This window comes from Dokdonia sp. MED134, assembly GCF_000152925.2.
Classification (GTDB): domain Bacteria; phylum Bacteroidota; class Bacteroidia; order Flavobacteriales; family Flavobacteriaceae; genus Dokdonia.
On sequence record NZ_CP009301.1, the window covers coordinates 3,172,711 to 3,185,926 of the forward strand.

The window sequence follows — 13,216 nt, forward strand, 5'->3', positions numbered from 1 at the left end:
AGTTAAAATTGGTTACCATCATTTACTTCTACCCAGTAACCGTCTGGGTCTTGTATATATAATTGTCTCACCTTATCTGGGCGTGTTGATATTTCGTTTTTAGTACCTGGCCAGTCGTAATAGTCTAGATTGTAGTTTATAATGCTTTCGCGAAAGCGGTCAAAATCCCGCACAGCAAGCGCCAGGTGTACTCCTTTTGGAATACGTTTATCTAGGCTATCTACCTCGATAATATGTAACTCTTGTGTGCTGCCTAGTCTAAACCAGCGTATGTGGGGTTGCTCTGTGCCATCTTCTATTTCTTGTAAGCCAAATATCTTTTGGTAGAAGGCAACACTTCTCTCTAGGTCATTTACATTTATTGCATAGTGATCTATAGCCACTTCTATTTGTTGTGTTGTAGCCTCACTTGTGTCTATTTGTGCTTGCTCCTTACAACTCTGGATGAAAAAAGCAGTAGCAACAAGTGCTACTGCTTTGATATGTATATTTTTCATATTATTTACCTTGATCTACTGGTGGTGGTCCTGGTGGTACAATAGCTTCATAAACAGCATCGCCTTTACGCTCTTTATACTCTGCTTTTACCTCTTCTACAAGTTTTGGGTTTTCAAAAAGGTCTAGCATTGTCATACCCATTGCCTTGCTGGCATAGGTCATTCCTTTATGTCCTATAGACATACCGCCACAGGCTACAACTGCCCACGAGTGCCACGGTGTATCTTTAGGAGCTGTAGTTACACCTAGATTAATGTTTGCTACATTCCAGCTTACATCTCCTACATCTGTGCTTCCGCCACCTGGGTTTTCTCTAGTTTCTTCAAGTGGCTTGATAGCGCTATCCATACCTACTTGTGGTTTTCCTGTTACCTCTTGTATTTTTTTACCAAAGGCGATTTCTTCTGGAGTGTATGTGATAGGGCCTAGCAGCTCTAGGTTTTTTTGCATTGCTGCACCACCGGTTCTGTTTACTAGCACTTCATAAATACCAGAAATGAGAGATACTTTATAATCTACATTTGCAAGTATGGCGGCACCTTCTGCCATTTCTTGTACGCGCTTGTATACTGGCATCATTCCTTTGCGTTCTGTGTCACGCACGCGCATCCATAATCTCGAGTAATCTGGAACCACGTTTACTACTTGTCCACCATCTTGTATGTGGTAGTGCATACGTACCGTAGGTTTTACGTGCTCACGGTAGTAGTTTATACCTGTTGTATAAAGTTCTAATGCATCAGAGGCAGAGCGACCATTCCAAGGGTCTGCGCTGGCGTGTGCTGCTTGACCAAAAAATTCTATTTTAAAATCTACAAGGGCAAGTGAGCTTTGTACATCTGCCTTAATTTCGGCAGCTGGGTGCCACGATACATTTACATCTACACCGTCCCATACGCCGTCACGTACCATCCATATTTTTCCAAAGAATTTTTCTTCAGATGGGGTACCCATAAATTTTACAGTTCCTTTTATTTTTCCTGCTTCTATTTGCTCTTTAATAGCAATTGCTGCCCCTAGGCTTGCCGCACCAAACATATTGTGACCACAACCGTGACCAGCCTGCCCTTCGTTAAGCGGATTCTTAGTAGGCTCTGTTTTTTGAGAGAGTCCTGGTAATGCGTCAAACTCGCCTAGTACGCTTATCACTGGGCTACCAGATCCATAGGTAGCAACAAAGGCAGTAGGCATACCAGCAACGCCGCGCTCTACGGTAAACCCTTGTTTCTCCGCATAGTCTGCTAGAATTTTAGCCGATTGTGTTTCTTCAAAGGCAGTTTCTGCCAGTGCCCAAATCTCGTCTGAGATGCGTATGAGTTCTTTTTCGTGTTTTTCGACAGAGGCAATTACGGCCTTCTTGTTTACAGACATCTTTTGAGCAGAGAGGCTCAACGTCATAAGTCCTAATGCGTAGAGGAGTACTTTTTTCTTCATAAAATGGTTGATTTATAGTAGCTTCTAAGATAGTAAAAAAGGATAAGACAAATTTCTTACCCATTATAGCTACTATATACATCTATTATACCTTCTCTAAAAATGTACAGCGAGTATAATGTACCAGACCGTCACCGCCCATAACCAGCATATTATGATATATAGAATGGTACGTAATAGGGTAGAAGCGATGATTTTTTTTATAAAGTGAGCTGCCAGTCCTGCCCAGATGAAGCCTAGCGACCAGAACATACCAGCACCTATAACCGCTGGCCAGACCCAGTCTCCCGTCCAGCTAGAAAAACTTGGGTACGAAGTAAATAAAAAAGATACCGTGTAATATAGAGCAGCCCCTAGCGCCCCCATACTTAAGAGTCCCAATGCGCAGGTGACTATTGCGGCAATTATAGAAAAACGCGTGGTAAATGATAAGGGCTTCCAGTATTTGAGCACAAGTTGATGTCTATGTGTGAATGCTAAAAGTAAGGTAATATACGCTTTCGCGAAAGCGTTCTAAGCAACCGCTTCTTTGTATGTCTTAAGACAGCGCTCTCTTGCCTCTTTGTGATCTACCATTTTATCTGGATACGAAAGCTCTTGAAGCTCTGGCACCCATTTATTGATATATTCCTTTTGCTTGTCAAATTTATCAACCTGTGTCATCGGGTTAAAAATTCTAAAGTAAGGTGCAGCGTCTACTCCAGAGCCTGCTGCCCACTGCCAGTTACCCACGTTTGAGCTCATATCATAATCGAGTAGCTTTTCGGCAAAGTAGGTTTCTCCCCAGCGCCAGTCTATAAGTAGGTGCTTGCATAAAAAGCTCGCTGTGAGCATACGCACACGGTTGTGCATATAACCCGTTGCATTGAGCTCGCGCATACCAGCATCTACTAGGGCATAGCCCGTCTGGCCGTTTTTCCATTTTTCAAACTCTTCTTCATTATTACGCCAGTCTATACGGTCATATTTTGATCTAAAGGCTTTGTCTTTAGTATGCGGGAAGTGATATAAAATTTGCATAAAAAACTCACGCCATATGAGTTCGCTCCAGAAAACCTCGTTAGTCTGAGCGATTGCTTTTTTTACCATTTTACGTACGGAAACTGTACCAAAACGTAAGTGCGGCCCCAATCGCGATGTCCCATCTTGTGCGGGAAAATTGCGGGTGTCCTCATAGTTTTCTATAAGGGTAGGGGTTACGTCATAATCTGGCACCTCAATGCTAGATTTTTTAAAACCCATATCTACCAGCGTGACATTAGGCAGTCTACTATGGTCTATAAGATTGTCAAGATACTGCGAGGTGTAATGTATGATGAGGTCTTTATCTTCATCAAAAGTCGCTTTCCACTTATTTTTAAAAGGTGTGTAGACCACATAAGGATCGCCATCTCCTTTTACAATCTCATCCTTTTCAAAAATCACTTGATCTTTAAAGGTGGTAAATGAGATATCATTTTCTTCTAGTAGTGATGCAATCTTTTTATCACGCTCTAAGGCATACGGCTCATAATCTCTATTTGTGATCACTGCCTGCACATCATAATCCGCTATGAGCTCTTTAAAAATTTGTTCTGGAGTGCTGTAAAACATTGCCAGCGAGCTGTCGTGCTCTGCTTGCAGTGTGTCACGCATTTTTTGTAATTCATTATAAATAAAAGTAACGCGGGCGTCGTCTTCTGGGAGTTTATCAAGAATTTCTTTATCAAAGATAAAAATAGGTAAGACCGGGTAGTCTCCCTTTAGTGCTTCTAGAAAACCTACATTATCATCCAGTCGTAAATCACGACGAAACCAAAATATTGTTACTTTTTTTGTGCTCATAGATTACAAATTTAAGGCTTTAAGAAATGGGGGTTTCTTAAAGCCTTGATTGGGTTTTTGTACGCTTTCGCGAAAGCGTTCTAAACCTCTTTATTAAATACTTAGTTTACATTAAGTGTACTCATACCACCATCTACACCTATCACTTGACCAGTGATCCAAGTGCTGTCATCACCAAGTAAAAAGGCTGCTGCATTTGCAATATCTTCTGAGGTACCTACACGTTTAAGCGGGTGGCGCTCGTTCATCATTTCTTTTTTCTTGTCGTTGCTTAAGAGACGCTTTGCAAGTGGTGTGTCTGTAAGTGATGGTGCTATTACATTTACACGTAGCTTAGGTGCATACTCTGCTGCGAGTGCTTTGGCAAATCCTTCTATAGCTCCCTTTGCAGCGGCAACACTTGTGTGAAAAGGCATTCCCACCTTTACAGCAACCGTACTGAAGAAAACGAGACTTGCTTGCTCAGATTTCTTAAGGTGCTCCATCACCTGGTGTACCACGTTTACCATACTCAAAAAATTAAGCTCCATATCTTTACGGAAGGTGTCTACCGTGAGCATTTTAAAAGGCTTTAAGTTTATAGTACCTGGGCAAAATACAAAACCATCTAGGTGGTCTGGCAACTGGCTTAGGTCTAGCTCATCCTTTTCTGTGTCATACTCGATGTAGTTTACATCTAGATTACCTAGATTCTCATTAGTACGAGAAGCGACATATACCGTGTGGTCTTGGTATAGCTTGCTTGCGATTTCAAAACCTATTCCGTGGCTTCCTCCTATTAATAGTATGTTTTTGCTCATAGTGTTATTTTTATGCGTGTTAGGCTAGTATATCTTGTTTAAGTGTAGTTGCTGTTTGTTCTGGGCTTTTATAAACACCAAATTTATCTTCGAGGGCTTTCTTTCTGTATTCAAAAATCTCTTCTAGTTTTGGTTTTACCAGATAAGGGTGTGCAAGTCTTCCTAAAAAGCCTGCAGGTACTTTATAGTCTACAATATCTTCCATCTCCACGCCACCTGGTATCTCTTTTATAAAGTGCTTGTGATGCCATAGGGCATAAGGACCGTACTTTTGCTCATCTACAAAATAGGCACCTTCCTTTACACTTATGATTTCTGTAACCCACTGCATCTTGATATTTGCAATAGGGGTGACGGTGTATTGTATAAGTTGGCCAGCATACACCGGTCTATCTGCACCAGAGATGATATTAAAATTCATATAATCTGGAGTGATGGTACCTAGGTTACGTGCGTTTGATAAAAACTGCCAAGCCTCATCTACACTTATAGGTAGATTTTGCTTAGAATGTATTTGGTAGATTTTCATAGTTTCTTTTCTGATTATAAAAATACAATCAAAATGTTTATCAATACAAGCTATTTAGTTAAACAAAAATTAAATCTATTAGAAATAGCCTTTTAATCGTGGTAAGAAGTAGCGCTAGTTTCCTGTTTATGGCAGAGAGGTAATATAAAATTAAGAATGATTATCTTTTAAGTTATGAAATCAGAACGTCCACTTCCAGAGATATTTACTCGTGTCCTATGGCAAAAGGAGGAAGCACTTATCGCACGCTATCATACCATACGTGAGTACATCCTTAAAACTTATCCGGGTGTAAATGAGCTATTGTATCATACACACGCGTTAACGAGTGTATTTACAGTGTCAGAAAAGATGAGTGATGGTTTCTGTCTTATCCCTATATATACTGCACATCTCAACTTGGGTTTTCAGCGGGGAGTACTATTAAATGATAGTTTACAGCTACTAGAAGGTACTGGCAAGCTTATGCGCCATATACCTATAAAGAATCTGGATGATTTCCATAAGGAAGCGGTTTATCATCTCATAGATGAGGCTTATCAACTTGCTATAGAAGATGCGGGTGCTAGTAGCGCATTAAATGGTAAAACTATTTCAAAAATAAAGAGTATTTAAGCATCACAACACTGCTCGTCTTTTACGAGCTTGCAACTTGCTACGGCTAGTATTGCGCCTATAAATGGAGCGGTAACATAGAGCCACAGAGGTTCCCATTGCCCAGAAAAAATAGCAGGACCTATAGATCGCGCAGGATTCATAGACGCATTAGTCATAGGTCCCGCAAACATTGCTTCTAGCAATACGACACCACCTATGGCTATTCCAGCGATGATGCCTATTTCTTTTGCACCTGTAGATACGTTTATGATGACCAGCATTAAGAAAAAGGTGAGGAGTATCTCTAGTACAAAAGCCTTATAATGTTCAAAAGAAGGAACGGTGCTTCCTAAAAATTCACTCTCGGGAAACAAGAACCACAACATCGCACCGGCAAGTGTAGCTCCTAGTAGTTGTGCAATGATATACTTAGGCACCTCTCTCCACGCAAATTTCTTTGCATAAGCAAAAGCTACTGTCACCGCAGGGTTAAAGTGCGCACCAGATATATCGCCAAAGGCATAGATCATAGCCATCACAATAAGCCCCCAGGTAATTGCAACACCGGGGTGGGTAACGGCGCCGCCTGTAATCTCGTTTACTGTCATAGCGCCACAACCACAAAAAACCATTGTAAATGTTCCTATTATTTCGGCTATGTAGCGTTTCATATGTGCTGTTTTGCGGTAAAGATACAGAGCGTTATATTAAGGTTTTGTTAACATATGACGCATTTTAACATCTTATTTTTGTGTGAGGAAATTTTCGCGAAAGCGTAAAACAATTCCATAACCAATAAAGTCAAGCATTATGAAAAAATTACTTTTTGTAGCCTTCTTAGGTCTTATGACGGCAGGAGCTACAGCACAAATTGAAACACCAGCACCTAGCCCAGCAGCAAAGGTGATGCAAACGGTAGGTCTTACAGATGTTACTCTTGAGTACTCTAGACCTGCAATGAGAGGACGTACTATTATGGGTGACCTTGTACCTTACGGTGCAATGTGGCGTACAGGAGCAAATGCAAATACTACCGTTGAGTTTTCTACACCAGTAACAGTTGCAGGTACAGAGCTTAAGGCAGGAAAATATGCAGTATACACAAAGCCTACAGCATCTACTTGGGAAGTTTACTTCTACACAGATACAAATAACTGGGGTACACCTCAAAAGTGGGATGATAGCAAGGTTGCTGCAAAGGCAACGGCAAAGGCACAAATGAGCAATATGCCAGCAGAGTCTTTTACTATGGGAATCAACCATCTGTCTAACGATGGTGCACACCTTACAATGCAATGGGATAAAACCTATGTAGCTGTACCATTTACAGTGCCGGCAAACGAGACAGTACTTGCGAGTATAGATAAGATGATGGCAGGACCAGGTATGGGTGATTACTATGCTGCAGCAGTATATCTCTCTAGCACAGGGCAGTCACTAGATAAAGCAAAGACGTATATGGATAAAGCGATGTCTATGAACAAAGATCCTAAGTTCTGGCAACTACGCCAGCAGTCATTATTACTTGCAAAGGTAGGAGACAAAAAAGGAGCTATAAAAGCGGCACAGGCGTCACTTAAAGGAGCAAAAGAAGCAAAAAATCAAGACTACGTAAAGATGAACACAGACTCACTAAAAGAGTGGGGAGCGATGTAATCATTGTTTAGTTCGCTTTCGCGAAAAAGTAAGAGCCCTCACACGAGGGCTTTTTTTATGTCTAGTAGTCACAAATTACCTAGCAGATGCGTGTAAAAAAGAGCCATTCATTGCGCTTTTAACTTCGCAGCTCTTTGTATCTTTGTGTAACTTTTAAAAACAAATTATGAGTTCATACGATGTAGCCGTTATAGGCTCTGGTCCTGGTGGATATGTTGCAGCAATACGTTGTGCACAACTAGGAATGAAAACAGCAATAATAGAAAAATATAGTACACTAGGAGGAACTTGTCTTAACGTAGGGTGTATCCCGTCTAAGGCGCTTCTAGATTCATCACACCACTATGAAGATGCCATCAAGCATTTTGAAGAGCACGGTATCGAGGTAGGTGATGTAAAATTTAACCTAGAGAAAATGATTGCCCGCAAGCAAAGCGTAGTAGACGTTACTACAAAGGGTATTGAGTTCTTAATGGGTAAAAATGAGATAGACGTTTACCAGGGTGTGGGATCTTTTAAAGATGCTACACACATAGATATCGCAGGAGAAAAGAACCTGACTATAGAGGCAAAAAATACCATTATAGCAACAGGATCTAAGCCTAGCACGTTACCTTTTATAAACATAGATAAAGAACGTATCATCACTTCTACAGAAGCATTAAAACTTCCAGAAGTACCTAAGCACCTTGTTGTGATAGGTGGTGGTGTGATAGGTCTTGAGCTTGGTCAAGTATACAAGCGTCTAGGTGCAGAGGTAACCGTAGTAGAGTATATGGATCGTATCATCCCTACGATGGATGGCGCTCAGAGTAAAGAATTACTTAAAGTCTTTAAGAAGCAAAAAGTAAAATTTGCCCTATCTCACGGAGTTACTGCTGTAGAGCGTGACGGAGATGAGATTACCATAAAAGCGACAAATAATAAGAAAGGTGTAGATGTAGAGTTTAAGGCAGACTACGTACTTGTAGCTGTGGGACGTCGTGCCTATACAGACGGTCTTAACCTTGATGCCGTAGGTATCAAGACAGATGAGCGTGGTAAAGTAGAAGTAAACGAGCACCTGCAAACGAATGTGTCAAACATTTATGCTATAGGTGATGTGATAAAAGGAGCAATGCTCGCTCACAAAGCCGAAGAAGAAGGAACACTCGTTGCCGAAATTCTTGCAGGTCAAAAACCACATATAGATTACAACCTTATACCAGGTGTAGTATATACTTGGCCAGAAGTTGCCTCTGTAGGTAAAACCGAAGAGCAACTTAAAGAAACTGGAGTAGCCTACAAGTCTGGACAGTTCCCTATGCGTGCATTAGGACGTAGCCGCGCGAGTGGTGATACAGACGGATTTGTAAAAATACTTGCAGATAAGGAAACAGATGAGGTACTAGGCGTACATATGGTAGGAGCTCGTGTAGCAGACCTTATAGCCGAAGGAGTAACCGCAATGGAGTTTAGAGCAAGTGCAGAAGATATTGCACGTATGAGCCACGCACACCCTACGTATGCAGAAGCTGTAAAAGAAGCTGCCCTCGCTGCAACCGAAGATAGACCTATACACATCTAGTCACTACTAGAATGATATACCATAAAAAAACCTGCTAGAGATAGCAGGTTTTTTTTGGGTTTATGGGTTATTACGCTTTCGCGAAAATTATTAGTGGCTTATATTACTTCTCTTTTTTAGCGATATAATCTCTAACAAGGTCGTTGTAGCACCTCATAGAAGTAAATTGTGTGCAGCTTTCTCCTATTAGTTCTATGCCATATTGATCTCTGATTCTTTCTTCAAACTTCTTATCTGGGTTGTATTCTTCTTGAAAATACTTTATCTGTTTGTTTATTACATCTTGCTTAAATTTCTTTGTGATTTTCACACACGAATCAAACCCAAGAAATTCATAGTACTCAATTATACTTTTATTGCATTGTACTCGATCAAAATTGGTCTTTGCAAGTCGAATATTACAAAATAATGACAATACAAGAAAAGCTGCTGCTGGAAACAATAGGAAAGTTTTGAAGCTTTTCTTTAGTAAGAAAATTAAGGCGTAAACAAAGAGAATTAGTGTTGCGATAAATAACAAGGATCTCGCATAAATAAGGTCATATATTATGCTTAAAACAGGATCTCGATAATAGAAATTAATATTTAATAAAATAATATCAACTAATAAGGTAATAATAATTAGTGATAAAAGCTTTGTCTCTTTTTCTTGATTAAGAAAACTATTTCTGTTCATATGAAGATGTAATAAGCTTAATATTCATTTTCTGATAATTCATAACCACTTACTTTTTAAGGCTTGTACTCCCTTTTCTACTCCGACGTAATAGTCACCTCGTCTAAATTCTGGAATGATTGTGGAGTCAATAATTTTTTTACAGATTTTATCTGTTAGAATTTTTTCAGTTCCATATCCTGTTGTAATCCTAATTTTTCTTAAGTTTTTACTCATCACTATGAGTAATCCATTGTTAGATTTTACTTTTCCGATTCGCCATTCATTTCCTAGATCTGTCGAATAATCTTTTAGGTTATGATAAGGTGTAATTGAATCAATAGTAACAATCACAATTTCTCTTGAAGTAGCTTCTTCGTAATCATTTAAAATCTTAGTTAAACTTGAGTTTTGCTCTTCACTGAAGATACCTTCATAGTCTGATACCACACCTAAAGGTGTCGGAAAACGAAGTAAGTTTTCTTTGCTAGGGGTACCTACTTTCTTGCTTGAACTCTCATTGCTATCATTCCATACTCGATATGAATTATAGGCTGCTAGTGGTACGCCTATAAGATTAGGAAGAATGTACGACGCAAAGAAAAATAGGAAACTAATGATTCCAATTACAGTTACGACCTTTCTCATTTTTGATTTTATAATGATTTAAACTAAAAGAGACATTAAGTCTTATTATGCTCAATTTTAAGTGATTGTCTAAATATACAAGCTATAAAAGTCTGAAGTCACTATGTTTTTACTTTAGTTTTTATGGGTTATTAACATTATAGTTTCTCTTACTATATCCTCCCAATTTTCAACTATTTTGAACACCAAAGGAGAAATAAAATAAGGTCGTTTTGTATTTTTGCAGCTCTTAAAAAGAGTACATATGTGGTACAGACGCGCGCTTAAAATATCAATCATTTTCTTATACCTCATTATCATCGCAGGGGCGGTGGTACGTATGACGGGAAGCGGTATGGGTTGCCCAGACTGGCCGCAGTGTTTTGGGTACTTAGTACCTCCTACAGAAGAGAGCGAGCTGCAATGGGAGCCTAACCATAGTTATGAAGATGGACAGGTCATTATACGTAATGAGTCTCTGCGCGTTGCCCCAGCAGATTTTACTTCTGGAGCCACCTATAATGAGCAAAACTGGGACACTTATGACACGCACGACTATGCCAGCTTTAACGTATGGCACACCTGGATAGAGTATATAAACAGGCTTGTAACGGCACTAGCCGGTATCCCTATGTTACTTATGGTGGTACTCGCTTTCTGGTACTGGAAGGGGCGCAAGGGGCTCATTTTTGCCACCTTTATGGTGTTGCCTTTAATGCTTTTTCAGGCGTGGCTGGGTAAGCAAGTAGTAGACTCAAACTTACTACCGGTAAAAATCACCATCCATATGATTGCGGCACTCTTTATCGTAGCGCTACTCTTGTTCTTGTGGTATAAATCACAGCATAAAGAGATGGGGATTACGCTTTCGCGAAAGCGTACTTATGACCCTGTTTTTAAAAACCTCATTGTGATCGCTAGTATACTCACGCTTGTGCAAATTGCACTAGGCACACAAGTACGACAGTATGTAGATGAGCGCGTGGCAGAAGTAGGCTATGAGGCAAAGGAGTTATGGCTTAACCCAGCTACGGTATGGTTTTATGTACATAGATCTTTTTCTATACTCGTGACATTATTAAACCTATATATATTCTGGCGTAATAAAAACTTACTGCTAGGGCATTCTAAGTTACTTAACTGGACGCTCATACTCATTGCTTTAGAGGTGGTGACAGGTATCGCGATGTATTATATAGATTTCCCGTTTGGGAGTCAGCCATTACATTTAGTCTTAGCGTCATTACTTTTTGGGGTTCAGTTTTATATTTTGTTAGAAAGTTTCCCAAAAAGGGAGGCTATCACACCTACGATATAGGGATAAACCAAGTATCTTTACCATCTTAAAATTTGTACAATGATTTACCGTTTTAGAGCAATTCTAGACACAGAAGAAGATGTTTTTCGCGATCTTGAGATCGAAGCTGCGGCTACGCTTGAAGACTTGCATAATGCTATAAACCAGTCTTTTGGGTTTGATGGGGCAGAGGTTGCTGCTTTTTACCTAAGTGATGATACCTGGATGCAGGGCGAGGAGTTTGCCCAGTTTGAAATGGGTGAGGGTGAGAGCCAGTTGCGACTTATGAATGAGACGTCACTAGACGGGCTTCTGGGAGAACACCAGACGCGTCTTATATATGTATATGACTTCTTAAATATGTGGCGTTTTCTTGTAGAGCTTGCAGAGATTACAGAGCCAGAAGATGGTGTGACGTATCCTAACCTTATGTTTGTACAAGGGCAAGTGCCAGACCAAGCGCCAGAGTTTGAGATGGAGCCACAAGACGAGGAAGATGAGGATGATGATGAGTTTAATGATGATTACAACATCGACGATTTTGACGATTTAAGTTTTGATGAGAACTGGAATTAGTATTCTTGTATCTCTTTATAACCTAACCTGTGTGCATCGCATACATCACAACACATACATACGACTATGATAAATTTATATAGCGCTCAGATAGAGTCACTATCTATACACCGTATAGGTAATAAAGGAAAGGCAGAAGGACTTTTTGTATCTCAAGACCCGTATCCTTTAAGTGATGAGCTTACTCCGCTTATTAAGGAGTTTTTCTTTAAGCCTTTTAGAGAAAAGGAAGAGAACTACTATAAGTTTTTTCACGATCAAGATTTAGAGTTCAACACGCTTTTTACGTTAGCAAAGAAGATTTTTGATAATCCGCACGGGACGCATTTACTCTCCGAGGATATTGCAAAACACTTATATGAACAAAGTGATCACCCGCACATTAAGGCTGGTGAGTTGTATATCGCACACCTAGAAGGCGTGCAGATAGATAATATCAAGACAGATGCTTTAGGTATTTTTAAGAGTGAGTTAAAGCAGGATTTCTTGCAGTTTCGCGAAAGCGGGACAAACCTAGAGATGATACTTGAGCAAGGTATTAATCTTAATAAACTAGATAAAGGCTGTCTTATCTTTAACCATGAGGAGGACGAAGGGTATAAGGTACTCTCTGTAGATTCTAACCGTTATGACACAAAGTACTGGCTAGAGAATTTTATGGGTGTAGAGACCTTTGAAGATGATAACTTCTACACAAAGAAGTATCTTAAGTTTTGTCAAGACTTTGCAAAAGACGTAGTACTCCCTGCCGAAGATAAAAAGGAAGAAGTGCTGTTTATGAACCGCGCTGTAAATCACTTTGCAAAAAATGACACCTTTGAGGAAACGGCTTTTATGAATGACGTGATAGATAATCCGGATCTTATTCCAGAGTTTCGCCATTATAAAACAGAGCAGTCGCCTAAGTATAAAATAGAAGACCTTACAGACTTCTCGATAAGCAATAAAGCGGTTACAGCACAGCGTAAGAAAATAAAAAGTGTGATTAATCTTGATACCAATATCCAGATTAAAATGGACTTTATTAACCCAGAAAGCGCAGAGAAATTTGTAGAAAAAGGATGGGATGAAGAAAAGCAGATGTACTACTACCTTGTGTACTTTAACAAGGAGCAGAACTAAGCCTTTCCATATTACATAAAAAAAGCGTAGCTAG

General features: G+C 39.8%; 15 protein-coding genes. 6 read left to right on the forward strand and 9 right to left on the reverse strand.

From position 1 onward, the window contains the following. Positions 1-2: 2 nt before the first annotated feature. From MED134_RS14045 to MED134_RS14070, 6 genes are all read right to left on the reverse strand, one after another. Positions 3-497: a VOC family protein gene (locus MED134_RS14045; RefSeq protein WP_052084260.1), complete on the reverse strand. Its 495-nt coding sequence runs from the start codon at positions 495-497 to the stop codon at positions 3-5. A gap of 1 nt (position 498) precedes the next feature. Next, complete coding sequence (locus tag MED134_RS14050) at positions 499-1,932, reverse strand: amidohydrolase (protein WP_038600398.1); 1,434 nt, start codon at positions 1,930-1,932, stop codon at positions 499-501. A 96-nt stretch (positions 1,933-2,028) separates the two neighbouring features. Beyond that, positions 2,029-2,385, reverse strand: coding sequence for a hypothetical protein (locus tag MED134_RS14055; RefSeq protein WP_038600401.1), 357 nt, complete (start codon positions 2,383-2,385; stop codon positions 2,029-2,031). A 60-nt stretch (positions 2,386-2,445) separates the two neighbouring features. Next, a complete protein-coding gene (locus MED134_RS14060) occupies positions 2,446-3,756 on the reverse strand; it encodes a cryptochrome/photolyase family protein (RefSeq protein ID WP_038600405.1) in 1,311 nt (436 codons plus the stop codon). 101 nt (positions 3,757-3,857) lie between these two features. Then, positions 3,858-4,556, reverse strand: a complete 699-nt coding sequence (locus MED134_RS14065; RefSeq protein ID WP_035328292.1) for an SDR family NAD(P)-dependent oxidoreductase — start codon at positions 4,554-4,556, stop codon at positions 3,858-3,860. Between the two features lie 19 nt (positions 4,557-4,575). Then, positions 4,576-5,085 (reverse strand): SRPBCC family protein, encoded by a 510-nt coding sequence (locus MED134_RS14070; RefSeq protein ID WP_038600408.1) that lies wholly within the window; start codon positions 5,083-5,085, stop codon positions 4,576-4,578. 174 nt (positions 5,086-5,259) lie between these two features. On the opposite strand from MED134_RS14070, the gene MED134_RS14075 reads away from it, so the two are divergent. Beyond that, positions 5,260-5,700, forward strand: a complete 441-nt coding sequence (locus MED134_RS14075) for a DUF1801 domain-containing protein (RefSeq protein ID WP_038600410.1) — start codon at positions 5,260-5,262, stop codon at positions 5,698-5,700. Here the strand turns inward: MED134_RS14075 and MED134_RS14080 are convergent. After that, positions 5,697-6,380 carry an MIP/aquaporin family protein gene (locus MED134_RS14080; RefSeq protein WP_410470304.1) on the reverse strand — a complete coding sequence of 228 codons (684 nt, stop codon included), beginning with the start codon at positions 6,378-6,380 and terminating at the stop codon, positions 5,697-5,699. The two genes, MED134_RS14075 and MED134_RS14080, sit on opposite strands and share 4 nt — an antisense overlap. Before the next feature lie 112 nt (positions 6,381-6,492). Here MED134_RS14080 and MED134_RS14085 point away from each other — a divergent pair, with 112 nt between their 5' ends. Next, positions 6,493-7,338, forward strand: coding sequence for a DUF2911 domain-containing protein (locus tag MED134_RS14085; RefSeq protein ID WP_038600415.1), 846 nt, complete (start codon positions 6,493-6,495; stop codon positions 7,336-7,338). A 166-nt stretch (positions 7,339-7,504) separates the two neighbouring features. Continuing rightward, the gene (gene lpdA / locus MED134_RS14090) at positions 7,505-8,905 is read left to right on the forward strand and encodes a dihydrolipoyl dehydrogenase (RefSeq protein WP_038600419.1); all 1,401 of its coding nucleotides are present in this window, start codon (positions 7,505-7,507) and stop codon (positions 8,903-8,905) included. 103 nt (positions 8,906-9,008) lie between these two features. Here lpdA and MED134_RS14095 read toward each other — a convergent pair whose 3' ends face one another. Next, positions 9,009-9,581 carry a hypothetical protein gene (locus tag MED134_RS14095; protein ID WP_035328308.1) on the reverse strand — a complete coding sequence of 191 codons (573 nt, stop codon included), beginning with the start codon at positions 9,579-9,581 and terminating at the stop codon, positions 9,009-9,011. 39 nt (positions 9,582-9,620) lie between these two features. Next, positions 9,621-10,208: a TPM domain-containing protein gene (locus MED134_RS14100; RefSeq protein WP_038600421.1), complete on the reverse strand. Its 588-nt coding sequence runs from the start codon at positions 10,206-10,208 to the stop codon at positions 9,621-9,623. Positions 10,209-10,452: 244 nt separating this feature from the next. Here MED134_RS14100 and MED134_RS14105 point away from each other — a divergent pair, with 244 nt between their 5' ends. The 3 genes from MED134_RS14105 (at position 10,453) to MED134_RS14115 (ending at position 13,182) form a co-directional block, all read left to right on the forward strand. Further along, positions 10,453-11,505, forward strand: a complete 1,053-nt coding sequence (locus MED134_RS14105; RefSeq protein ID WP_038600424.1) for a COX15/CtaA family protein — start codon at positions 10,453-10,455, stop codon at positions 11,503-11,505. Positions 11,506-11,544: 39 nt separating this feature from the next. Next, positions 11,545-12,060: an IS1096 element passenger TnpR family protein gene (locus tag MED134_RS14110; RefSeq protein ID WP_035328315.1), complete on the forward strand. Its 516-nt coding sequence runs from the start codon at positions 11,545-11,547 to the stop codon at positions 12,058-12,060. Between the two features lie 66 nt (positions 12,061-12,126). Beyond that, a complete protein-coding gene (locus MED134_RS14115; RefSeq protein ID WP_038600427.1) occupies positions 12,127-13,182 on the forward strand; it encodes a nucleoid-associated protein in 1,056 nt (351 codons plus the stop codon). Positions 13,183-13,216: the final 34 nt, after the last annotated feature.

Excerpts from the sequence above, each read along its gene's own strand:
- MED134_RS14045 (WP_052084260.1), bottom strand. The coding sequence starts at position 497 with ATGAAAAATATACATATCAAAGCAGTAGCACTTGTTGCTACTGCTTTT.
- MED134_RS14050 (WP_038600398.1), bottom strand. The coding sequence starts at position 1,932 with ATGAAGAAAAAAGTACTCCTCTACGCATTAGGACTTATGACGTTGAGC.
- MED134_RS14060 (WP_038600405.1), bottom strand. The coding sequence starts at position 3,756 with ATGAGCACAAAAAAAGTAACAATATTTTGGTTTCGTCGTGATTTACGA.
- MED134_RS14065 (WP_035328292.1), bottom strand. The coding sequence starts at position 4,556 with ATGAGCAAAAACATACTATTAATAGGAGGAAGCCACGGAATAGGTTTT.
- MED134_RS14070 (WP_038600408.1), bottom strand. The coding sequence starts at position 5,085 with ATGAAAATCTACCAAATACATTCTAAGCAAAATCTACCTATAAGTGTA.
- MED134_RS14075 (WP_038600410.1), top strand. The coding sequence starts at position 5,260 with ATGAAATCAGAACGTCCACTTCCAGAGATATTTACTCGTGTCCTATGG.
- MED134_RS14085 (WP_038600415.1), top strand. The coding sequence starts at position 6,493 with ATGAAAAAATTACTTTTTGTAGCCTTCTTAGGTCTTATGACGGCAGGA.
- lpdA (WP_038600419.1), top strand. The coding sequence starts at position 7,505 with ATGAGTTCATACGATGTAGCCGTTATAGGCTCTGGTCCTGGTGGATAT.
- MED134_RS14095 (WP_035328308.1), bottom strand. The coding sequence starts at position 9,581 with ATGAACAGAAATAGTTTTCTTAATCAAGAAAAAGAGACAAAGCTTTTA.
- MED134_RS14100 (WP_038600421.1), bottom strand. The coding sequence starts at position 10,208 with ATGAGAAAGGTCGTAACTGTAATTGGAATCATTAGTTTCCTATTTTTC.
- MED134_RS14105 (WP_038600424.1), top strand. The coding sequence starts at position 10,453 with ATGTGGTACAGACGCGCGCTTAAAATATCAATCATTTTCTTATACCTC.
- MED134_RS14110 (WP_035328315.1), top strand. The coding sequence starts at position 11,545 with ATGATTTACCGTTTTAGAGCAATTCTAGACACAGAAGAAGATGTTTTT.
- MED134_RS14115 (WP_038600427.1), top strand. The coding sequence starts at position 12,127 with ATGATAAATTTATATAGCGCTCAGATAGAGTCACTATCTATACACCGT.